Origin of the sequence: Gilliamella sp. CG13 (genome assembly GCF_046635805.1) — a bacterium.
Lineage (GTDB): Bacteria > Pseudomonadota > Gammaproteobacteria > Enterobacterales > Orbaceae > Gilliamella > Gilliamella apicola_I.
Genome location: NZ_JBIDFM010000003.1, coordinates 20,155 through 44,924 on the forward strand (window position 1 = coordinate 20,155; position 24,770 = coordinate 44,924).

Annotated in this window: 18 protein-coding genes; 12 read left to right on the forward strand and 6 right to left on the reverse strand. The window is 34.9% G+C overall.

All coding sequences use genetic code 11. The annotated features are described in order from the left end of the window. Positions 1-42 precede the first annotated feature (42 nt). From pnp to recB, 6 genes are all read left to right on the forward strand, one after another. Positions 43-2,157, forward strand: coding sequence for a polyribonucleotide nucleotidyltransferase (gene pnp / locus ACGH6R_RS05650; RefSeq protein ID WP_411599130.1), 2,115 nt, complete (start codon positions 43-45; stop codon positions 2,155-2,157). Between the two features lie 25 nt (positions 2,158-2,182). Continuing rightward, positions 2,183-3,034 (forward strand): lipoprotein NlpI, encoded by an 852-nt coding sequence (nlpI, locus tag ACGH6R_RS05655; RefSeq protein WP_267350629.1) that lies wholly within the window; start codon positions 2,183-2,185, stop codon positions 3,032-3,034. Positions 3,035-3,410: 376 nt separating this feature from the next. Next, positions 3,411-5,177 (forward strand): DEAD/DEAH family ATP-dependent RNA helicase, encoded by a 1,767-nt coding sequence (locus tag ACGH6R_RS05660; RefSeq protein ID WP_411599131.1) that lies wholly within the window; start codon positions 3,411-3,413, stop codon positions 5,175-5,177. Between the two features lie 451 nt (positions 5,178-5,628). Next, positions 5,629-5,925 (forward strand): YfcZ/YiiS family protein, encoded by a 297-nt coding sequence (locus ACGH6R_RS05665; RefSeq protein WP_267350625.1) that lies wholly within the window; start codon positions 5,629-5,631, stop codon positions 5,923-5,925. A gap of 10 nt (positions 5,926-5,935) precedes the next feature. Then, a complete protein-coding gene (sixA, locus tag ACGH6R_RS05670; RefSeq protein ID WP_411599132.1) occupies positions 5,936-6,391 on the forward strand; it encodes a phosphohistidine phosphatase SixA in 456 nt (151 codons plus the stop codon). Next, entirely contained in the window at positions 6,370-9,831 is a 3,462-nt protein-coding gene (gene recB / locus ACGH6R_RS05675) for an exodeoxyribonuclease V subunit beta (protein ID WP_411599133.1), read from the forward strand. The genes sixA and recB overlap by 22 nt, the downstream gene beginning before the upstream one ends. Positions 9,832-9,967: 136 nt before the next feature. Here recB and ACGH6R_RS05680 read toward each other — a convergent pair whose 3' ends face one another. Continuing rightward, entirely contained in the window at positions 9,968-13,057 is a 3,090-nt protein-coding gene (locus ACGH6R_RS05680) for a beta-galactosidase (RefSeq protein WP_411599134.1), read from the reverse strand. Between the two features lie 428 nt (positions 13,058-13,485). Here ACGH6R_RS05680 and ACGH6R_RS05685 point away from each other — a divergent pair, with 428 nt between their 5' ends. After that, positions 13,486-15,198, forward strand: coding sequence for a carbohydrate porin (locus ACGH6R_RS05685; RefSeq protein ID WP_411599135.1), 1,713 nt, complete (start codon positions 13,486-13,488; stop codon positions 15,196-15,198). A gap of 125 nt (positions 15,199-15,323) precedes the next feature. Here ACGH6R_RS05685 and ACGH6R_RS05690 read toward each other — a convergent pair whose 3' ends face one another. The 4 genes from ACGH6R_RS05690 to ACGH6R_RS05705 are packed head-to-tail and all read right to left on the reverse strand — an operon-like array spanning position 15,324 to position 18,941. After that, positions 15,324-16,349, reverse strand: coding sequence for a BtrH N-terminal domain-containing protein (locus ACGH6R_RS05690; RefSeq protein ID WP_411599136.1), 1,026 nt, complete (start codon positions 16,347-16,349; stop codon positions 15,324-15,326). A gap of 41 nt (positions 16,350-16,390) precedes the next feature. Beyond that, entirely contained in the window at positions 16,391-16,822 is a 432-nt protein-coding gene (locus ACGH6R_RS05695) for a hypothetical protein (protein ID WP_411597154.1), read from the reverse strand. Between the two features lie 5 nt (positions 16,823-16,827). Further along, a complete protein-coding gene (locus ACGH6R_RS05700) occupies positions 16,828-18,003 on the reverse strand; it encodes a beta-ketoacyl-ACP synthase III (RefSeq protein ID WP_411599137.1) in 1,176 nt (391 codons plus the stop codon). 17 nt (positions 18,004-18,020) lie between these two features. Then, positions 18,021-18,941, reverse strand: coding sequence for a dialkylrecorsinol condensing enzyme (locus tag ACGH6R_RS05705; RefSeq protein ID WP_411597156.1), 921 nt, complete (start codon positions 18,939-18,941; stop codon positions 18,021-18,023). Between the two features lie 118 nt (positions 18,942-19,059). Between ACGH6R_RS05705 and ACGH6R_RS05710 the strand changes: the two genes are divergently transcribed. Genes ACGH6R_RS05710 through ACGH6R_RS05730 form a run of 5 tightly spaced genes read left to right on the forward strand, consistent with a single transcriptional unit; the run spans position 19,060 to position 23,370 of the window. Continuing rightward, positions 19,060-19,998 carry an ABC transporter ATP-binding protein gene (locus tag ACGH6R_RS05710; protein ID WP_411599138.1) on the forward strand — a complete coding sequence of 313 codons (939 nt, stop codon included), beginning with the start codon at positions 19,060-19,062 and terminating at the stop codon, positions 19,996-19,998. Then, complete coding sequence (locus tag ACGH6R_RS05715) at positions 19,979-21,190, forward strand: ABC transporter permease (RefSeq protein WP_411590039.1); 1,212 nt, start codon at positions 19,979-19,981, stop codon at positions 21,188-21,190. The genes ACGH6R_RS05710 and ACGH6R_RS05715 overlap by 20 nt, the downstream gene beginning before the upstream one ends. Positions 21,191-21,225: 35 nt before the next feature. Beyond that, positions 21,226-21,492: an acyl carrier protein gene (locus ACGH6R_RS05720; RefSeq protein ID WP_267350604.1), complete on the forward strand. Its 267-nt coding sequence runs from the start codon at positions 21,226-21,228 to the stop codon at positions 21,490-21,492. Positions 21,493-21,496: 4 nt separating this feature from the next. Further along, entirely contained in the window at positions 21,497-22,648 is a 1,152-nt protein-coding gene (locus tag ACGH6R_RS05725; RefSeq protein ID WP_411597160.1) for a beta-ketoacyl synthase N-terminal-like domain-containing protein, read from the forward strand. Continuing rightward, positions 22,648-23,370, forward strand: a complete 723-nt coding sequence (locus ACGH6R_RS05730; protein WP_411590036.1) for a hypothetical protein — start codon at positions 22,648-22,650, stop codon at positions 23,368-23,370. The genes ACGH6R_RS05725 and ACGH6R_RS05730 overlap by 1 nt, the downstream gene beginning before the upstream one ends. 93 nt (positions 23,371-23,463) lie before the next feature. Here ACGH6R_RS05730 and ACGH6R_RS05735 read toward each other — a convergent pair whose 3' ends face one another. Further along, on the reverse strand, positions 23,464-24,468 hold the full coding sequence (locus ACGH6R_RS05735; protein WP_267379188.1) for a substrate-binding domain-containing protein: 1,005 nt from the start codon (positions 24,466-24,468) through the stop codon (positions 23,464-23,466). Between the last annotated feature and the right edge of the window lie 302 nt (positions 24,469-24,770).

Below are 24,770 nucleotides of genomic sequence, written 5' to 3' on the forward strand. Positions count from 1 at the left end.
AGCTTTTCATTTCAACAGCATTATTAACAAGAGGATATTATTTTGTTTAATCCAACATATCAAAAATTTCAATATGGACGCCACACTGTTACTTTAGAAACAGGTATTTTAGCACGTCAAGCATCAGCTGCGGTCATGGTTAATATGGACGATACCGCTGTATTTGTTACGGTAGTTGCTAATAAAAAAGTCAAAGAAGGACAAGACTTTTTCCCATTAACAGTTAATTATCAAGAACGTACTTATGCTGCCGGTCGTATTCCGGGTGGATTTTTTAAACGTGAAGGTCGTCCAAGCGAAGGCGAAACGTTAATTGCACGTTTAATTGACCGTCCATTACGTCCATTATTTCCAGAAGGATTTGTTAATGAAATTCAAATCATTGCAACAGTCGTGTCAGTCAATCCGGATGTTAGTCCAGATTTAGTTGCAATGATAGGTGCTTCCGCTGCACTTTGCTTATCAGGTGTGCCTTTTCATGGTCCAATTGGTGCTGCTCGAGTTGGTTTAATTAACGATGAATTTGTATTGAACCCATCAGTAAAAGAACTACAAAATAGCCGTTTAGATTTAGTGGTTGCTGGTACGAAAAGTGCGGTATTAATGGTTGAGTCTGAAGCTGATTTATTAAGTGAAGAACAAATGTTAGCTGCAGTCGTATTAGGTCATGAGCAACAACAAGTGGTCATTGATAACATTAATGAATTTGTGGCGAAAGCGAATCGTGAAAAATGGGATTGGGTTCCACCAGTTAAAAATGAAGCATTATATAATGCTGTGTCTGAATTAGCCAAAGATCGTCTTGGTGAAGCTTACCGTATCACAGAAAAACAAGCTCGTTATGCGCAAATTGATCTGATCAAAGAAGATGTGCTAACCACTTTAAAAGCGCAAGATGAAGAACTTGATGAAAACGAAGTGATGAACATTATTATTGATTTAGAAAGTCAAATTGTTCGTCAGCGCGTTATCGCTGGTGAACCGCGTATTGATGGTCGTGAGAAAGATATGGTTCGGGCACTGGATATCCGTACTAATTTATTGCCAAGAGCACATGGTAGCGCCTTATTCACGCGTGGTGAAACTCAAGCATTAGTAACGGCAACATTAGGTACTGAACGTGATGCGCAGATTATTGATGAATTAACTGGCGAATACACCGAACGTTTCTTATTGCATTATAACTTTCCGCCATATTCTGTCGGTGAAACAGGTATGGTTGGATCACCTAAACGTCGTGAAATTGGTCATGGGCGTTTAGCTAAACGTGGTGTAGCTGCGGTCATGCCTAGCCAAGAAGAGTTCCCTTATACCGTTCGTGTCGTGTCTGAAATTACCGAATCAAATGGTTCATCTTCTATGGCTTCTGTTTGTGGTGCTTCACTTGCCTTAATGGTTGCCGGTGTGCCAATCAAATCATCAGTTGCAGGTATTGCAATGGGATTAGTTAAAGAAGGCGATAAATTTGTCGTATTATCAGATATTTTAGGTGATGAAGATCATCTTGGCGATATGGACTTTAAAGTAGCTGGAACTCGTGAAGGTGTGAGTGCATTACAAATGGATATCAAAATTGAAGGTATCACCAAAGAAATCATGCAAGTTGCCCTTAATCAAGCGAAAGGTGCCAGATTGCATATTTTAACGGTAATGGATCAAGCGATTAATAAACCGCGTCAAGAAATATCTGAGTTTGCCCCACGTATTTATACAATGAACGTTAATCCGGATAAAATCCGTGATATTATCGGTAAAGGTGGCGCAACGATTCGTGCATTAACTGAAGAAACAGGCACAACCATTGAAATCTCTGACGATGGCACAGTTAAAATTGCAGCATCAGATGCGAACAAAGCTAAAGATGCTATGGAGCGTATCAATAATTTAGTTGCTGATGTTGAAATTGGTAAAATTTATACCGGTAAAGTCACTCGAATTGTTGATTTTGGTGCGTTTGTTTCTATTATTGGTGGTAAAGAAGGATTGGTTCATGTTTCTCAAATCGCTGATCACCGTGTCGAAAAAGTAGCTGATTACTTAAAAGTAGGACAAGAAGTCAATGTGAAAGTCCTTGAAATTGATCGTCAAGGTCGAATTCGTTTAAGTATGAAAGATGCAATTGAACCAACAACGGAACATTCACCAATTACTGAATAAAAAATTAATCATTAGGGGTTTTAAAATGAAACTTTTCAACCTGAGGATTGTCTGCTTACTTATAGCTGTTATTCTATTGTCAGGTTGTTCAAGTTCACCGCTCCTTTTGGCTGTTCCTGAGCAAGTTTCGTATAATGATGAATTGAAAATTGCTCAGATTAGCCAACAATTATCCCAAAAAAATATTGATACTGTAACCCGAATGCAGCTTATTTTTGAAAGGGGAATTGTTTATGATTCATTAGGTTTTAAAGCATTTGCGCAAATTGATTTTTCTACCTTATTAGGTTATAGCGCTGACATTCCAGATATTTATAACTTTTTAGGGACTTATGCTTTAAGAGAAGGTGACTTTGATGTTGCCTTAATGTCTTTTAATACAACTTTAGAAATCGATCCAGCTTATGCTTATGCATATCTGAATCGAGCAATCACGTTGTATCGTACAGGTCATTATCAATCTGCTAACCGAGATGCACTTCAGTTTTATCAATATGATGTGAATGAGCCAATTAGATTATTATGGCTTTATCTAATTGAAAATGAGATTGATAAGAAAACAGCATTAAATATGCTACAAGACCGTTATAATCGGTTAAATGATAAATCGATTTATAGTAGCCATATTGTTGCATTTTATTTAGGTAAAATTAATGAATCTAAATTGATGCAAAATCTTCAAGAAGGCGTTGAAAATAATCGGCAATTAGCTGAGCGTCTTTGTGAAACCTACTTTTATTTGGGTAAATATTATCAGAATAAAGGTGATAATGAGCGTGCCAAAATGTTATTTAAATATGCTTTAGCTAATAATATTTATAACTTTGTTGAACATCAACAGGCACTCTATGAAATGAAGTTACTTGAGGAAAAGTAACATGGGTCATGCCAGTTTTAAAAGTGAAAATATTGTTATAGTTTAGTTCTGATTGACTATTAATACTTGTTCAAGTTATTGATGAGTCGTTAATTAGTTATATCCTTAATCGGATCAGAGTATTGCGCAAATGTGATATTTGTCCATATAACATTCACAACAATAATCAATTATAGTATCGGTAATTAATTTTTGATGTGAATCGTAAATTTTCAATTTAGTGAGCTGGCATAAATTTATATATAGCTTTCTTTTCAAGGAAATGCAATTAAACATTTAACCATATTGAGATTAATTACTTTATTTCATTAAGCTTAATTGTTTAGCAATTAAAATAGAAAGTTTATATATATGATAAATTTATAAGCGAGTTTACATGACAAATGAAGTTTCTTTTATTGACCTTGGTTTATCCGAGGACATCCTTAACGCATTAAATGATCTTGGTTTTAGCAAACCATCACCCATTCAAGCTGAATGTATTCCACTATTATTAGATGGAAAAGATGTGCTTGGTATGGCGCAAACCGGAAGTGGAAAAACAGCGGCTTTTTCCATTCCATTTTTAATGAACATTGATGCAAGCTTAAAAGCGCCACAACTATTAGTATTAGCACCAACACGTGAACTTGCAATACAAGTTGCTGATGCCTGTTCAGAATATTCAAAATATATAAAAGGGGTGAATGTATTAGCCCTATATGGTGGTCAGCGTTATGATGTGCAATTGCGAGCGTTAAAACAAGGACCGCAAATTGTAGTTGGCACGCCTGGACGTTTATTAGATCATTTAAATCGTAAAACATTAGATCTTTCAAATCTTAAAGGTTTAGTTCTTGATGAAGCCGATGAAATGCTAAGAATGGGCTTTATTGATGATGTTGAAAATATTATGGCTGCCATTCCCGAAGATCATCAAACAGCGCTATTTTCAGCAACAATGCCTGCGCCAATTCGCCGTATCACTAAACGATTTATGCATAATCCAAAAGAAGTACAGATAAAAGGGACTAATCAAGCAGCGCCTGATATCGATCAAAGTTATTGGTTAGTGCGTGGAATGCGTAAAAATGAGGCAATAATACGTTTTCTTGAAGCAGAAGATTTTGATGCTGCAATTATATTTGTACGAACAAAAACAGCAACGCTTGATGTCGCCGAAGTGCTTGAAAAACACGGGTACAGTTGTGCTGCATTAAATGGAGATATGACTCAGCAATTAAGAGAACAAACACTTGATCGATTACGTAATGGCCGATTAGATATTTTAATTGCAACGGATGTGGCAGCGCGCGGATTAGATGTTGAACGTATTAGTTTAGTTATCAACTATGATATTACCTTAGACTCAGAATCTTATGTTCACCGTATTGGGCGAACAGGTCGTGCAGGCCGTGCAGGTCGTGCAATTTTATTTGTTGATAGCCGTGAACGTCGTTTACTAAAAAATATTGAACAAACAATTAAAAAACCAATCCCAGAAGTGGGCTTACCTTCTAAAGAATTATTAGAAAAACGTCGTTTAGTTAAGTTCAATCAGCAAGTTCAACAACAGCTTGAAAGTAACGATTTAGAACAATATCAAGCAATATTAAGTCAAATCCAAACTGAAAGTGGTGCGGATCTTGAAACTATTGCAACTGCATTATTGAAGCTTGCCCAAGGTGAGCGTCCATTAATTTTACCACCTGATCCGGTATTTAAACCATCTCGTGAAAATCGTGATCGAGATAATCGTGGTGGCGAGCGTCGACTACGAGGTGATAATCGAGAATCACCAAAACGTCGGGAACGTCGTGATGTGGGTGACATGGATATGTATCGTATTGAAATTGGTAAAGAGAACGGTATTGAAGTTCGGCATATTGTTGGTGCTATTGCTAATGAAGCGGATATTAGTAGTCGTTATATTGGTAACATCAAACTTTATGAAACCCATTCAACGGTTGAGTTACCAAAAGGAATGCCAAAAGATATCCTTAAACATTTAGAAAAAGTACGGGTACTGAATCAACCAATGAAAATGAGCTTGGTCAGTGGTGCTCAGTCAGATGCTAAACGGGGACGTAAAAGTAACCGAACAGAATCGAACGATAAAAGTTTTGCAAAAAAACGAGGTCGTTCATCTGCACCTAAATTTTAATCATATAACCTCTACCATTTGGTAGAGGTTTTTTTGCTTTTTTTATGATCTAAATCTTTTTAAGATTACCAAAACATTAACTATCTCAATTAAATTCAATCCCAATAACCTAAATTGAACGCCTTTCTGGTTAAACGGATTTGGATTCATAACAAAAGAATACCTTAACAGAACTGAAAAAGGGCATTGAGTTAACTACAAATTGAATCGTTGATTTGCTGGTGAAGGTTACTGACATATAGACAAGATTTATTTTAATTTTCTCAATTTCAAAAAACTCAAATTACAACTCGGATTCTTGATTCCGTTTAGTCAATAACAATGTCGTTTTATCTTTCAAAGAATGTTATCAAAGTAAAGCTATTCTAAATAAATCCTGATGAGAATTTTGCCCTTAGATATGATTGAGAGTATACTACTGTCAATTTAATCGGTAAAACAGAGGTATGGCATGACAGATTCTTTAAATAAATGTAAAGCAAATGATACTCCGGCGTGTTGTTGCGTAGATGTTGGCACAATCATAGATAATGAGGATTGCACGGCTGAGTATGAGCATGTCTTTGCGACAGAGTCAGAAGCACAAGCTAAATTAGCATCTTTAACTCAAGCAGCAAAAGATGTGGCAACTGAGCCTTGCGAAATTAATAGCAGTGTTGATAAGGTTGACGGTGGTTTTAAATTAACGGCAAAATTTACCTTTTGTTGTGGCGCTGAATGCTTGATTTTTCAATTAAAATTACGCTAATTGGATATAAATGAAAGTTTGTATAATGCGGCATGGTGAAGCAGGTTATTCTGCTTCATCTGATTCAAGCCGTTCCCTTACTCCTTATGGAATTCGTCAGGCAAACCATGCCGGGCTGTGGCTTAAACAGCAACGTTTCCAATTTGATCTTGGTTTAGTTAGCCCTTATTTACGTGCTCAGCAAACATTAGCAGAGTTATCATCACAAGTTTCTGTTTCAACGGTAGAAACAGATAAACTGTTAGTACCTGGCGGTAATCCTGAATATATTGCGAATTTGTTATCGACATTTCCTTCTCAAGGTATTGAGCAAGTGATTATTGTTTCGCATCTTCCTTTAGTTGGATATTTGGTTAATGAACTTTGTCCTGATATCTCTCCGCCCATGTTTCCGACTGCATCAATTGCATGCATTGAGTTAACATCAACTACTGGTAAGCTTGAATGGTTTCATCAGGCGGAATAAAAAAACTCAATCTTTTTGATTTACCGTTAACAGGCCGAACACTGATTGAAGCATCGGCAGGTACGGGTAAAACCTATTCGCTTGCCTTTATATATTTAAGGTTACTGCTTGGCATTGGTGAAAATAGCTATTCTACACCGCTTGATGTTAGCCAAATTTTAGTGGTGACGTTTACCAAAGCGGCCACTCAAGAGTTACGTTCACGTATACGACAAAACATACAAGAATTAAGATTGGCATTATTAAACGGTGAACATGATGATCCTATTTATCAGCAATTAATAGCATTGATTATTGATCGTCAACAAGCCATTCAACGTCTCACTGAAGCCCAACAATCAATGGATGATGCAGCAATTTACACGATTCATAGTTTCTGTCAAAGAATACTAACTAGTCATGCGTTTGAGTCTGGCGTGTTGTTCGAACAAAAATTAATTACTGACGAGTATCAATTGCAATTGCAAGTCGTGCAAGATTTCTGGCGATACTATTTTACACCTCTTGAAAAATCGTATGCTTATTTAGTTCGAGACTGTTGGAAAGAGCCGGCGGAATTATTAGCCGATATTACCCCTTATTTATCCAATACCTTTAATGAGAAAACTGAATTAAACCCCAATATTACCGAAGCAATAGCTGAGTTTTATCAGCAAAATTTTAACATGATTGAAACGGTAAAAAAATCATGGTTAAAGCATGTTGATCAATTATCGGATATTATTAATCAATCGGGTGTCAGTAAACAATCTTATAGTAGCCGATATCTGCCTAATTGGCTTTCAAAAGTTTCACAATGGGCTAACAGTACAACGCTTACGTTTGCATTACCTAATGAGCTTGAAAAATTTTGTCAATCAGTTCTGGCGAGCAAAACAAAAGAAGGAAAAATCGTTCCAAGTCATTTTGTTTTTACTGAAATTGATACACTCTATAAGTGTAAACTGGATTTGCGAAGCCATATTTTAATGGATATTGTAACCATAATCCAAAAAGGCATTTATGATGAAAAAATTAAACGCACTGAGATAAGTTTTAATGACTTGCTTTGGCAGCTTAATCGGGCGTTAGTGACACGAACAGGAAAACGATTAGCACAAAGTATTTCAACGAAATATCGGGTTGCGTTAATTGATGAATTTCAAGACACCGACCCAACTCAATACCAAATTTTTGATCGTATTTATGATAGCAAACGATCTGATATCGGACTATTATTTATCGGCGATCCGAAACAAGCTATTTATAGTTTTCGTGGCGCCGATATTTTTACTTATCTTAAGGCGAAACGTTCAACCGGTGATAACTATTTTACCATGGATGTGAATCACCGTTCCTCATCAGCTATGGTAAATGCGGTAAATCAATTATTCGCCCATCATGAAAATCCGTTTGTTTTTAATGATATTCCCTTTTTACCAATGAATTGCGCTGAAAAAAATAAGCAAAAATCATTGCTAATTAATGATCAAGAAAGCAATGCTTTAACCGCTTATTTATTGCCAGAAGAAGTAACAACCAAAGCTGATTATCAAGAGCAGATGGCAAATTGCTGTGCCAAGCAAATAGTCAAATGGTTATCGGACTCTTCAATATTAATTAATGATAGCAAGGGTTGTCGCCCAATAACGACGTCAGATATAGCCATTTTAGTACGAACGGGTAGAGAAGCAGAAATTATTCAGCAAAAATTAGCCGTTTGTGGCATTAAAAGTGTCTATTTATCCAATCGTAATAGCGTGTTTGAGTCAGATGAGGCTAAGGATGTGCTTTGCCTTCTGCAAGCGGTATTGATGCCAGAAAATGAAGCCGCTTTACGTTTGGCTATGATGACGGCGTTATTAGGACAGACGATGTCTGAACTTGAACAAATCACTGATGATCAAGATAAATGGGAAAGCTTAGTAGAAGAATTTAAGCAGTATCAGGTTATATGGCAATATTATGGCGTATTGGTGATGTTACGTCGAATGATGAAAAAACGTCAGCTAGCGGAAAATATTCTTGCTCGACAAGACGGAGAGCGTATTTTAACTAACTTTATGCATTTAAGTGAGTTATTACAAGAAGCGGCAGATGATTTAGATAGTCCACATGCTTTAATACGTTGGTTAACCAAACAGATTGTTAATCCTGATTTTAATATCGAAAATCATGAGCAGCGTCTTGAAAGTGATGAAAATCTAGTCAAGATTATCACCATTCATAAATCAAAAGGTTTAGAGTTTCCAATCGTTTGGTTACCTTTTATTTGCCAATATCGTGTGTCTGATACACAATTTTATCATGATAAAAATAACGATTTTCAACAAACTTATGCATGGATGTTAACAGATGAAATAAAACAACAGATTGAAGATGAACGCATGGCGGAAGACTTACGTTTATTGTATGTTGCTATGACACGATCCGTTTATCATTGTAGTATTGGTCTTGCTTCTATGAAGAAAGACCAATCAGCTATTCATTATCTGTTAAAAGGTGAGTTAAACAATATAGCAGCAATGGCGGATCTCATTAATGTGGAATTACCCCTTGAAAATGATAAGTACACTGCTCATTGTCAGCTAAATCAATCTTTAACGGCTAATGTATTTAAACGGAAACTTTGTCATCAGTGGCGCGTAACCAGTTATACGGAACTGCAAAAACATCACGCTGTTTTAACAATCAATCCAGAAATTATCAGCGATTGGGATGAACAGACGCCAGAATCCCAAGCCACTTTGCAGACCGAATTAACCTATGATATTCACCATTTTCCCAAAGGGGCGTATGTGGGGACTTTGCTGCATAAGATAATGGAAAATGTTTCTGAGAAGAATATCGAAACCTTGTGTAGTGAAACAATAACAAAACTCAATTTAGATCAAACTTGGCAAGCTATTTTATTGGAATGGTTACAACAAGTGTTGTCCACAACGCTTAATCAACAAGGTTTGGTGTTATCAGATGTATTAACAGGGCGATGTATCAATGAATTACAATTTTATTTTCCGATTCGTGAAGCAGTAAGTTGTGAACAACTTGATAGCATTTGTAAAACCTATGACAACTTATCTTATCAATGTCCAACACTTGATTTTGAAACAGTACAAGGCATGCTGAAAGGATTTATCGATTTGGTTTTTGAATATCAAGGGAAATATTATATTATTGATTATAAATCAAATTGGTTAGGTTATTCAGCTGAAGATTATGGACAAAAAGCATTAGAACAGGTGATGTGTGAGCATCGTTATGAATTGCAATATCAACTTTATAGTCTAGCGTTACATCGTTTTTTGAAAAGCCGCTTACCCAATTATCAATATCAAACCCATTTTGGGGGAGTTTATTATCTTTTTCTACGAGGTATGCCTGACCATGGTATTTTTTATCATCTTCCTAAACAAGCTTTTATTGAAGAGTTAGATAAGCTATTTGATGGTGTTAGTTAAATACATTGCTAGTTGTTGTACCTCAAACTGAATTTTTGATATTTGAATCGATAACTTTAATTGCATGTTGAGCAAATTACGATAAAGCATAAATTTATTATGCCTTATCGTTGTTCTTTTTTTATCATCGTAACTTTTAGTTAACCTCGAAGGTTAATTGATAACGATAATGTTTTTTAGTTAATAAAAATTCAGAATGGACATTTGGTGTCCATGAATCATCACCACCAATCCCCATATGGAAAGCATCAATACTCACATAAGCACAAGGTTCCGCCACTAAAAGGTGACGATGTGTGACCGCCATTAACTGTTGAGTACCATATTGGTTGATGTTAAATTGAAATTGCTGACCGGTGATCGTCATTTCATTCAGTATTAATTTCTTTACATCACAGCGTAAACCATTTTCACAAGGATAGATATAAGGTGTATAGAGTTCAGAAAAAGGTAATGACCATTTACAAAAAATGGCAGAGTGTTTACGGTCTGGATAGTTTTCGTGTGGTCCTAAACCTAGCCATTTAACTTTTTCTGGGATTTCGTTAAGTTGATATGTTAAACCAATACGCGCAGGCGCAGGCATATTGTTGGCAATATCAACATCAACCGTTAGCGTTAAATAGCCTTGCTGATCAAATTGATAAATCCATTTGCTTTGAATCACTCTTTGACCTTCATAAAAATAACCATGCAACGCTTCGATAATGATAGTGCTGGATGATTGTGAAGCTTGTATTCCAAGACATTTATGGGTTAAATCAAAATAACCTGCTGCTTTCCACTGTTCAACCCAGGCAAATGGATTGTTATTGCTATCATAGTCACCACTAATTCCAATATCGTTATCAATTGGCGCTCGAATAAATTGATCACAAAACGGCGAAGCCAATAATGGTTTATCCTCTTTAGTCCATTGATTTAGAAAACCAGTAGTTTTATCAAATAACCAATTTTGATTTTGATGAGAAATTAAATAATTATTTTTATTTTCCTTTAATGTCATGGGGGTTTTAAGCTTGTTAAGCATAAGAGGCGGAATAAAGACATTCTCAAGTTGCCATTGTTCCCAAGCGACAAGATGACCAATTGGTGACCATGGAGTTTCTTCTTTTTGGATTATAATGACAGAAAGATGAACATCTTCACAATTGATATAGTTAGGTAAGCTATCAAGTAATTTTATTCTGATTGTACTATCTGGTTGCATATCAAGGGTAATTTGACCACTTCGTTGTTTATTACCATCGATTAAGATCTCCCATTGTAATAGTTCATTATCAGTACGTCGAAACAAATATTCGTTGGTTATTTCGACAACTAAAGGTTTTTGACTAATGAGTTTGAATTGAAAAGGTTGCTGAACTTTTTTGGCTTCGATTAAGCTTGGATGCGGTTTTCGATCGGGAAAAACTAAGCCGTCCAAGCAAAATTGCCTATCGTGGTAAGCCTCGCCAAAATCACCGCCATAAGCCCAATAACTTTCTCCTGATGATGTTTGGCAACGAAGACCATGGTCTGCCCATTCCCAAATAAAACCACCTTGTAATCTTGGATATTGCCTAAATGCTTGCCAATATTTATAAAAAGCACCAAGACTATTTCCCATAGCATGTGCATATTCACATAAAATAAGTGGGCGGTTTTCATCGGGCAGGGATATCCATTTTTTTATAGCCCATTTAGGTACCTTTGGATGAAGCTGATCCTGATCGACTCGAGCGTACATAGGGCAAATAATATCGGTGGCAGCCGTATTTGCGCCTCCTCCTTCATATTGAACGGGGCGAGTTGGATCATTACTTTTGATCCAAGCATACAGTGCATCATGTGATGAACCGTGCCCGGATTCATTCCCAAGTGACCAGATAATAATAGATGGGTGATTGCGATCTCGTTGCACCATGCGTGTAACCCGTTCACTGTATGCTGCGAGCCAATAGGGGTCATCTGATAAACGGGACATAGGGAACATGCCGTGAGATTCTATATTCGCCTCATCGACTAAATAAAGTCCATACTGATCACAAAGTTCGTACCAACGAGGATCATTGGGATAATGACTGCAACGTACTGCATTGAAGTTGTGTTGTTTAATCAGTTTTATATCATGAAGCATGGCTTCTTCAGTGAGAGCATAGCCTTGATCCGGATAAAACTCATGGCGATTGGTTCCTTTAATAAGTAAAGGTTGACCATTAATACAAAGCTGACCATGTTTGATCTCAACCACTCGGAAACCAATATTATAAGCTTCGGATTCAATAAGCCCAGATTTTTTATGATATAAACTGATTACGACACGATAAAGATTAGGTGTTTCAGCACTCCATAATTCAGGTGAAATAACTGGAATATGACAAAACAGGCGATCATGATAGACCCCTTTTTCATCAATGGGTTCGGTACCAATCAGTTGAAATTGTCCGGAAATCAAATCGCTATTTTTCCATAATTCAATGCCAATATTTAATTGATCCATATTGTCATTGTGTTTTACGTCAACTTGTATCGATAACGTAGCATTCCGATAACAGGCATCAAGTTCTGTCTTAATTTGGATATTTTTTAGGTGTGATTTAGGTTTATTAAGTAGCGAAACATTTCGAAAAATACCGCTTAATCGCCACATATCTTGATCTTCAAGATAACTTCCATCACACCATTTTAAAACTAAGACTGCTATTCTGTTTTGCCCAACTTTTAAGTAAGGGGTTAAGTCAAATTCCGCAGCGATTCGACTGTCTTGTGAATAACCCACCCATTGACCATTACACCAAAGATGAAAAGCAGAACTAACACCGTCAAAAATGATTCTAGTTTCCCCTTTATCTAACCATGCTTGCGTAATATTGATATAACGAGAATAACAACCTGTTGGATTATCGTCAGGAACAAAAGGGGGATTATAAGGAAATGGATAACGTATATTGGTGTAAATTGGTGCATCGTAACCGTGTAATTGCCAATTAGATGGAACGGGAATGGTATTGGTGTCTATCTCTCTTTCTAACCATGATTCTGGAACGTGTTTGGGGTTATCAAAATAGCTAAAAAACCAATCCCCATTTAAAGATAATATTGATTCTGAATCAATATTATTTTTAGCTTGTAATTTATCACGCCAACTGTGGAATTTAGAATGTGTCGGAAGCCTATTAATACTAAGAACTGATAAATTATTCCAATCATTTCTACTTATGATTGTATCTAAAGAGAGATTCATTTTTTCACCATTTTAATCTTAACAATTTAGTACTAAATGATTTACGTTAATCTAACCAATTTTTGAATGCGAATTATTATAACTAAATTAGGACATACAACAGTGAACAATATAACATTTGTCTAATCGGAATCATGTATAAAATTGTAAGTTTCTTAATTCTGTTTATTTTTTTTTGTTTACGGTTACATTTTTTATCTTTAAATAACTTTTAATTACTGTGACTTAAGTCACAACATCAGGATTTTATTTTTGAAACCATTTTTTTATTTGTTATATTGAAAACGCTAATTATTAGCTTTTGGATTGCTACCGATATTAAGCGGGCAAAACCTAAAGAATAGTTGTTGTTACCTATTCTTTAGGTTTTTTTTTGTCTTAAATTTATAAGACTACTGAATGAACAATTAAATTATGAGTAGAGAAAAATGAAATATCTAACAAAATCATTAATAAAAGTAAAGCCTAAGCGAATTGTTTTAATTACCATGCTCGGTTTATTTTATTTGCCTAATGCGATAGCTGCTACTCAAGATGAGTTAGAGGCAAGAATTAATTTATTAGAGCAAAAATTAATTGCGCTGAGTAATGAATCTATTGATTTGAAAAAACAGCTGATTGAATCGAATAAGCAAATTGCTGAGTTAAGTCTTAATTTAGAAAAGCAACAGTTAGTGATAAGCAATCAACAAAAAGAGATAAAAATACAAACCGCCGCACTTAAACAACAAAAATCAGTTAATCTACAACCTGTTAGTGTTACGCATCCTACTAACAATAACGCAATTGTGTTAGTCACTGATAGCCAAACTAATGAAGAACAGAATAGTAATATTGCCACTAAAAAATCGTTTACGTTAACAGAATTCAAAGATTATATTAAAGAAGAAATTGGATTTTCCTTTAATGGGTATTTTCGTGGTGGTTGGTCAACTTCGATGAATGGTAAACCCAAAAATTATGCCGAAGGCGCTCTAGGACGATTTGGGAACGAATATGGGGGGTGGTACGATCTTGTCTTCAGACAAAAAGTGTATGATCAAGATGGTCGTCGAGTGGATGCAATTGTTATGATTGATGGTAATGTGGCAACCGATAAAGCGGCTGGATTGTTTAATACGCAAGACGACAATATCATGCAATTTTCTGATATATACTTAGCCACCAAAGGATTTGTTCCTCTTTTTCCTGAAGCGACTTTGTGGGTAGGTAAGCACTCTTTACCGTATAATGAAATTCAAATGCTTGATTGGAAAACCCAAAAATCGCCAGCTGGTGGGGGTGTCGGTATTGAAAATTTGGAAATTGGCGTAGGAAAGCTAGATTTAGCATTGTTACGTGCTGATGTGAATGTTAAGGTCAATAAAAAAACAGCGGGAACAGATATAGCTAAAGTAAGGCGTGAAGAAGTTGATATCAATGAAATTGAATTGCGTTACCGAGATATCCCATTATGGCAAGATGCATTGTTTGCTGTTAATGCCCGATACTCAGCGCCGAACAAATCGAAACTACAAGATAATATCACTGTTAAAAATGCTTGGTTAGGTAGTGTTGTTCTACGTCAAAATAACTTTTTTGGTGGTTTTAATCAGCTAACGCTACAGACTGCAACCAATTCAGTCGCTTCACATTTGGGCAATATCAATACCAATAATCCAGAATTTGCCGCTAATGCTGATAATGATTATATAGGTAAACACACTGGAGGTAAGGCTTATCGATTAGTTTCTGAAGGTGAAGCATATTTTTCTGATAATATTATCGTGGCGCATGCATTAGCTTTAACAACAGGTAAAGATGTTTATTCTTATGATTTAAACTTACCTCATACAGATTTTACCAGTTTTAAATCAGCAGTAAGACCTGCTTATATTTGGGATCAATACAATCAAAGTGGTATTGAAATTGGTTACTTTAAACAAAAAAATAAAGTTAATGGTCGAACTTATAAAGAAGAAGGCTACAAAACAACCCTGTATCATTCATTTAAAGTAGGTGAAAGTATTTTATCCTCTCGTCCCGATATTCGTTTCTATCTATCGTATATTGAGTCATTAAATAATGATATTAGTAAATTTGAATTTAATGGTAAAAAACATCAAATTAGTTTTGGGGTGCAAACTGAAGTGTGGTTTTAATTTAAGTGATGAAATAGAGACCTAAATTCGTGATAATAGGTCTCTATTTTTTCGACGTTTAAATTTTTTTAAAAGCCCTTATCATTTGTTTCTGGACACCAAAATAACCTATCATTATTAGCAGCTCAAGCTATTTTTTTGATACTTTGACTGAGTGATCGCCAACATTTTTTTTCACTATCGGCAACTTGGTGTAATAACTCAGATACCTCATTAAATCCAGTTTCGTTCAAATTTCGGCATAATTTTACCGTACGGCTAGCAAATTTACGCCACGCATCGCCAATATTAGTCATATTAACGGCAGCCTCAATCAATAATGGTTTATGATTTGATGAGAAATGATCTGCTGCCTCTTGAAGAAATGAAGCATACATATAACGAAAACCAGCTCCACCTGTTCCGATTTCCTCCTGCATTCTAACAATATGACCTAGATAAAGTTTTTTATATTGATCACTTTTCATCGAATTTTTTAGTTTTTGGATTCGATTAGCTAAAAGATGAATACCTTTAATACCAATAAAAGGTAAAGGGGCTTGCATTTGGCGCGCATTTTTAAGGATTGCACTGCGAATCACTTGAGATAGATTTACATGGTGATCCTGTTTTTGGGTATCTTCTAATGTATACATTAATCCTTTTCCTGCCAATGCACCTTTAGCAAAACGAGCCCGTTCCAAGTCTGATGCTGAGCATTGAACTGGTAATTCCATAACCGGATCACTAATCAAATATTGTTCTGCTTCTTTCCCATAGACAAGAATATTATGCGCATTGAAATGAAAGCGCAAAGCATCGGGAATGTAAGGTAACCAAAAAACAGAAGTTTGTAGTCCAACTAATTGATTGTTGTCTAATGCTTGATCCAATTTTTGCATGCCTTGTGTTGCGGAGACAAATTTTTGCATGTTCAGTTTAATGCCTAATCGTTTACAAGAATTACGAATAATTGTTTTTGGTGGCATACGATAAGCGATGAGTGGCATACCCGAAAGTTTTATAATCGGTAAATAGGCAAATGTAAGTGCAGAAGATAAACCAAAGAGCATGGGTTCACTGTAATCAAAACCGTGGTGCTTGAGTAGCGTCGACATAACACCGCTTTCACAGTGTGCGGTGTGCTGATGTTGAAAATGATGAATTGTCATTATGTTGCCTGATTATTATGATTATACAAAGTCTAATAAGTTTATTTAAATGGATAATTGTTTTGCGTTTGATTGTCTTCAGCCGGAAGTTGTTTTAGCTGTTCAATGGATAAATTAAAGACTTGTGCATAACGATTTAATTTTTTATCTGATAATTTCTTGAAAACCTGAGGTTTGAAGTGCCGTTTGATTTGCCAACGAAAAAAACCACTTGTTTGAGCAAGGCTAGTGATATCATGACGATATAAAAACATATAGTAAAAGAGTGATGAGCGTTGTTCATTCTTCACTGCATGAAAAGCCAACTGAGTTTGTTCTGCTAATGCATCTACAGCTTGTAATGTTACAAACTCTTCATCTTCCCAACCGCTAGTAGTTGCTTTTGTATAACTTCCATTTTTAACAGCATAAACCACTTTGGCATGACCGCCATAAGTTTTACTCTTATCTTGTGGAATTTGGTTAATATCCATAAATTCTAATTCTCTTGGTTAGCATCAATGACTTCAAGTAACATAAAACAAGATGAGAATCGCCCACTTTCTGGGATATAGCATAATATTTTTTGCCCATGCTTGAGTGAATGCGTCCGCAAAAATTCCTCAAGTATAATATAGATAGAAGCTGAACCTGTGTTACCTTTTGAAGTAAGATTGGTAAACCATTTTTCATAAGGAATTTCAAAATCAATATTTATCAATCCTTGATAGAGTTTTTCACGAAAATAATGAGAAGAGTAATGAGGTAAAAAATAATCGATATCATTTTTTTTCAAATCATGTTTTTTAATTGAGTTAGCAAGCATCTTTTCAACGGTATACTTAACAATATTTTCATTTAGCATTTTTACATTCTGTTTAACACTTAACAAACTTTGATTTTGTTGATCAAGTTGAGTAAATTGCTTCCAACCTATGAACTGATCCTGATCGTAGTCACCGCCTGCATACATGCATGCTGGCATCTCATTTGCGTAGGATAAAATATCAATCCAGTGAATTTTTAATGATAATTGATGACTATTTGGCTTACTACTCAATAGCATAGCCCCAGCTCCATCAGATAGCATCCAACGTAAAAAATCTTTTTCAAAGGCCAGTTCAGGTTGTGTAGACAACGCTTTCACTTTTTGTTCTATTTCTGCTTCAAAGTTCTCACTTCTCATTACAGCAGATGCAGTTTCAGATGCACAACTAACGGCGGTACAATGATCACCAACTTTTACAGCATTAAACGTGTGTTTCAGTGCTGACATACCTGCAACACAAACACCTGAGCTGCTGTGAACTTCGCAAGGATGAGTTTCATTGAGTTCGCCATGAACCATGACTCCATGACCAGGCATAATCTGATCTGGATAAGAAGTACCACAGGCTAAAAAAGTCATTTCATTTATACCAAATTGATGGTTATCTTTGAACAATAACTTTATGGCTTGTGCTGCTAAATTGGCATTGCTATGTGTTGCTTGACGAGTATGCGGGTCAATCGCATAGTATCGCGTTTTTATCCCATTACTTTTTAAAATAATTGCTCTTGCTCTGGACGGTTTGTGACCAACTTGTCCAAGGACATTTTCCATTGATGAATTATCAACAGGATTATTCGGTAAAAATGCGGCAATTTTATTAATATAAACATTATGTGTTTTCATTGTCTTACTCTTATATTTTATTCGCCTGAAGGCCAACTAAATAAATGTTTTTGTTTACTGATTTTGTTTTTTAACCATGGGGATAGTAATGTTTTGATCAGTGCACTAATTGGCACAACGGTTAAAATGATTACTACCAAGAAAATAATATAAAAATGAAGTAAACCTTGACGAAGTGGTCGAGCGATTTTACCTGCTTTAATGATCAGTTTGCCCCATAAATAGAAGCTGCGATAACCAAATTTTTCACTAAGAATCAAACGTTCATTGACTTTGACTGCCCCCATGTTTTTTAACATTGGCTCAGTGATTTTGGGTTGTGTTAGCAATACGGTTTTAATTTTTTCACCATATTTAGCACAATCATTAATGTCCTCATCAGATATGCCCGCTTTCGGTAGCCAACGTACGGGCTGTTTTTTCCCCGTAAACATCCAAAGCGGTGTAGCAATAAAACTTGCAGGCCCGCCACAGCTATCTATGCGAACAACATTGTCAACTAAATTAGCATTTGCTTCTTTTAAGTATTTCTTCACGGTTTCTTGTGCCATTAACCACATGTTGCGACATCCAATTAACGTGACAACAGGGGTATCGGCTAAGAGTTGTTGCGTGTTTTTATCTTGTAAAAATGCGGTGATAGGCTGAGAAGGGGATAAAAACCACACAGTATAAGCTAGAATGATTAAATCATATTTTTGCTGTTTAAATTGTGGGGCAACAATGGGTGAAGGCATTAAATGAACCGTTTCTGGAAAAATATTAAAAAAGTGGTTAAAAGACCATGGAAAAGAATAGGCTTGTTGAGGTTCAATAGCAAGCGTTTCTAAATTAATATCTTCATGATTAGCTAAAGGTGATACGAAATGTCTAGTAAGTTGTGTTAATTGACCCGTTTGTGAATAGTACACTAATAGAACGTTTTTTTTGTTACTCATTGTTATAATTGATTTATTAGATTTTAGCGTTAATTGTTTACCTAACATGCATTTTGTTATAATAGCATAATATGTTAACATTCTGTTTATAAAAATTAAAATTATTTTAAAGAATTTTATGTTAAAGCTCCAAAATGTAACTCATCGCTATAAAAATGCTAATAATTATGCGGTGTGTGATATTAATTTAGAAATTGAATCCGGCACATGCTTTGGATTATTAGGGCCTAATGGCGCCGGCAAAACAACATTGATATCATTAATGTCGGGTTTACTTTCATTACAATCCGGGCAAATTTATCTTAATAATCAGATCTTCTCTCAGTTGTCACGTCAACAGTTGCAACGTATTTCTTTAATTCCACAAGAATATGCTTTTTATCCTCAATTGACGGTTTTCGAGAATTTACAATTTTTTGCTTCGTTGTATAAAATTAAAGATCCTAATTTTCTAATTTCATTGATGAAAAAAGTCGATATTTTAGACTATAAAAATAAGTTGTCAGCGAATTTGTCGGGTGGATTAAAACGTCGATTAAATTTTGCTATAGGGCTAATTAACTCGCCAACGCTAATTTTTATGGATGAAATTACGGTCGGGGTTGATCCTGCATCCCGCCAATTTATATTAGACAGTGTGAAGCAATTAACTAAAGAAGGGGTAACTGTCATTTACACTTCTCATTATCTACACGAAATAGAAAGTTTATGTCAAAAAATTGCCATTATGGAGAGCGGTAAAATTTTGTATTGCCATTCCATTGATCAGATATTGACACAACATGCTCAACAACAATGTATTATCACGTTAGCGCAAAGTGTGCCTTCACATGTGCTTGACCAATTTAATGCCACTTTAATTCGACATACCCCAATGCAAACAGTTGTCATTGATTCATCGCCTGAGCAGATCACAACAATATTACAAGAATTTCAACAATACCAAATACAAAATATTCAGTATGGTCATGGTTCTTTAGAGTCATTTTATTTGGACTTCTTGAATAAGTCAGTATTGAGGCATGGAGGGCAAAGCAATGCTAGCTGCAATCGCTAAAGAATTTCGTCTGTTGAGTCGTGATTTACATGGTATAGCTGTTCTTTTTATTATGCCTATGTTGTTTATGTTCATTATGTCTGTGGCATTAAGCCAACGTGATGATTTCAATCAAAATACTAAAATAGCCTTAGTTGGTGAATCATCCAATTTATTGAACTCGCAGTTAATAGCGATTTTGGGCAATCAAGAAAATATGAATGTTGATTTTTTTGATATAGCTGATAAGGATAATGCAAAAGCTAAATTAATTGAGGGAAATTATGATTTTTTATTAATTAATCCCAATCAAAATACCGGAAATTTGAGTAATGAATCGCCTTTAGCATTATTAACCTTAGCGGGGATCGATCAACTAAGATTGATGAATTTACAAACAATTATCCAGAAAAGTTATTTACAGCTACGGCTTAAAGATATTTTTTCAACGCCAAACAATGATTCTTCTATAATGGATGAAAATGCAATCGAATTAAAACGGCAACAACAACTAGATAACTATTTGTCAGGAAAAATAATCACTGAAGAGTTTATCAATGTAGAAGGCACTAAAGTGGTTAAACCGAGTTCGGTACAACAAAGTGTTCCTGCTTGGTTAATTTTTGGTATGTTTTTTATCATGATTCCTTTATCAAATGTCATGACTTGTGAAAAACAAACGAACACTATTATTCGATTACGACTAGCAAAATCATCGGCATTTTCTTTACTTATCGCAAAATTGTTACCTTATTTTTTGATTAATCAATTACAGTTTATTGGCATGATTTTGTTAGGTATTTATATTTTACCTTTAATCAATATTACAGGATTTGTTTTAGAAGGCGCTTATTGGAACTATGCATTGTTATCGATAGCAATTAGTTTATCTGCTTTGGGATATGCACTGTTAGTTAGCGTTCTTGCAAAATCGGCAGAACATGCTGTGGTATTAGGTGGTGGAGGAAATATTATTATGGCAGCCTTAGGCGGTATTATGGTACCGAGTTATATGATGCCCGAAACCATGCAAATAATTTGTTTAATTTCGCCTATGTCTTGGGCTTTGAAAGGCTTTCATAATCTTTTGCTTGATCAGTATGATTTTGTACAAATATTACCACAATGGTTGTCGTTAATAGGTTTTGCGCTAATTTTTTTATTGCTAGCAGGAATTATTTACTATCGGCAATTAAATAATAAGCATTTATAAATTTTTAATTAAATAATAAAAACAAGAGGTTAAATTTGGATAATTTAATTTTTAAATTAAAACAGTTAATTATTACCGAATCTGAAAAAGAAGATATCTTAACTGCCGAGGAGTTAACAGATAATGAGCCGCTGTTTGGGCCTACCAGTCGATTAAATTTAGATTCTTTAGATGCATTACAAATTTGCGTAGCGTTAAAAGAGCAATTTGGCGTTCGTTTACAAGGTGACCGAGAAGTAAGAATACATATGGTCACGGTTTCGAAACTCAATAAATATGTACTTGAGCAAATAAAAAAATAATATTATGGACAATGTTTACATTAATGGTTTTTCAGCGGTGTGTGCACAAGGTGATAATTGCCATGAGATTATTAGTAATATTCTTTTTCATCCAAGAAAACCTAAATTGATTCCTTTAAATACAGCAAGTGAATCACTATCTGTTAATTATTTTCCAGCCTTTGATAAAAAACGGCTAAGTTTAACTGAGATCGTTGATCGTATAGTATTTCAAATTCTGCAAACTTTACAGGCGTGTCAGTGGCAAGAATCAGAATTGGAACAAATCCCAATTTTTTTAGCTTCCACTTCTTTTGCAATGTCTTCGCATGAAATTACTTTTTTTAATAAGGAATTATTAGAATTAACAGAAGCATGTTATCACCAACCTTTTTCTTTAAATGAAATAGCAGAACAACTTAAATTAAAATGGAAAAATCTTGATGTGATCAATGTTGCGACGTCTTGTACTTCAAGTTCTAATGCATTACTTTATGCAAAAAATTACATTTCCCAAGGCATAATTGAACGGGCAATCATTGTGGGATTTGAATCATTTAATTCTATCACTTTAGAAGGATTTAATGCTTTAGGATTACTAACAAATAATTATCAACCACCATTTTTAAGTGTTAGCCAAGGACTTATTTTAGGGGAGGGGATTGGTTGTATTGCATTAAGCAATCAACCACGATTAGCAAACAATAATCAATTTATCTTAAAAGGCGGTAAAACGATATGTGATACCTCTAATATTACCACAACGGATCCTAAAAATGTTAGCGCACTCATTAAAGACACGTTAACGCAATTCGATATGACTGAAACCGATATTGTTGCCATTAAAACTCATGCGACAGGTAGTCCAATGAATGATAAAGTTGAAATTGATAGCTTAACAAATGCTTTTACAGAGCGAAAACCGTTGATATTTTTTAAACCTTATCTTGGTCATACATTAGGGGCATCTGGTGTACTTGAGATGATAATATTATTGTTGATATTCGAATCAAAACAGACGCCTAGTTATCCAAATTATCACATGGCGCAATCTGAACCTATTTATACAAATGGTTTTACAGACATTTCAAAACCTTATCCTCAAGGTTATTATTTATTAAATTGTATTGGATTTGGCGGTAATAACGCTGTGTTATTGTTGGAGATAACAGAATAATGCAAAGTGTTTTTTTACTCAGTACATCACAGTTTATCGCAGAGAGCCATAGTGAAGAAAGTAAGTTAAAAAATTTGCTTAAACAGCAATTTAATATTAATAGTCGACGTACAAGTCGTTTAGCGTTGTTATCATTGTTAGGTGCGCTTTCCATAGAAAAGATTAATGCTCATTGTGGCGTGTATGTGACCTCAATTTTTAGTTCACCCAGTAATATGTATGAACTGGAGATGGATATTTTTCAACGTAAAACACCACGACCATTTAATTTTATTAATAGCATAAATAATGCGATTTCTTTTTATGTTGCTGATGCATTGAAAGTGAATGGACCCAATATTTTTATTTCGACAGATATTTGTAATTGGTCACAGATTTTACTCCCAGCCATAACGGATTTACAACAAGGTGTGGTTGATCAGGCATTGGTGGGGTGGTGTTATGAATCACGTCGTTATGATGAATATTCTAAAGAAGGCAGTTTTTGGTTATTGTTGACTCGGCATCCTGATACTTCAGCTTTAGCCAGTTTAACCATTGCCAACAAACCTTGCCAGGGTGATGTCAGCAATCAACCAATAATGACCCATGCGAATTATTTTTATGATTATGTTTTAAAAACGTTTGATTTAAATAGCCAACTAAATTGCGATGTAATTTCGGTTGATCTGATATTAAATAAATTATTATTAATAAAAAAATTACCTTTACATAAACATTGATTGTTCAATACGATTATTTAATCGTGGCTTAACATTTTTCTTTATTGTTAAGCCGCTAATATTGAAACGCTTTATTGAATGTTTATTTCTACCTTAGCCTATAGAATTGACAGAATAACGTTTAGTTAATGTTGGGGTAAAAATATTAATTAAGTTATTTGAGGGAGCCTCTCCTTTAGCGAGGGATAAGGCAAGCTCAGCTGCTTGTTCTGCCATTGCTTGTAAAGGATACCGAACCGTTGTCAGTTTAGGATGTAAATAATTAGCCATTAATAAATCATCAAACCCAATAACAGAAATATCAGCTGGGATTTTTAAATCATTATCATACAGGACTGACATGGCACCCGCAGCCATAGAATCATTATAACAGGCTATAGCGGTGATGTTTCGATTCCTTTCTAATAAGGATTTCATGGCTTCTTCTCCACCTATTTCATCAGGCGAAGAGTAGGTAATTAGATTCTGTTCTATCTCGATATTAAATTCACTCAACGCATCTTTATAACCATTTAGTCGATCTGAAGCGTCTGAAATTTCGTGATTCGAACATAAATAACCTATTTTCGTATGTCCATTTTGAATTAAATGTTTGACCGCGATATACGAGCCATAACGGTCATCAAGTGCAATACAACGTGCTTCAAACCCTTTCACTATACGATTGATGATAACCATGCCTGGCACTTGTTGCATCAATTTTATGAGTGTTTCATCGGAAAGTATTTTGGCATGAACAACTAATGATTTACAGCGGTGCTCAATAAGCTGAGTAATGGCATTGTATTCTTGTTTTTCTTTATGGTATCCATTGCCAATTAGCAAAAAATGACCAGTTCGATAAGCTACTTTTTCAACCGTGCTAACCATCGCCCCAAAAAAAGGGTCGGACACATCGGCGACCACAATGCCAATTGTATTAGAGTGTTGTTGAGATAATGCGCGAGCGTTAGCATCTGGATAATAGTTTAATGTCTCCATGGCTTTTTTTACGACTTCACGTGTATTTTTACTTACATTATTTGCATTATTTATAACTCGGGATACTGTTGCAACTGAAACTTCAGCTAAATATGCAACATCTTTTATTGTCGCCATAAAAAAACCTTTTATTAAATTACTATCGCTAAAATAATTACTCAAACTAAATTTATTTCATGTAAATTTTTATAATTTAAGATTGCCAATATAGAGCTATGTAGACTACCAACGAAATAAAAATGAAAAGTATTTGTAAAGCGGGAAGTAATCTGTACTAAAATATCTTTTACTTTACTTACATCTTAAAACTTCTTTTAGTTGATCCAGTTTGTTTCTCTTAATAATTGACTATAACTATTTATTATTCCTAACTAATTATAATAAAGGAAAAAAAACTATTTGCCAATAATTCGATTAAA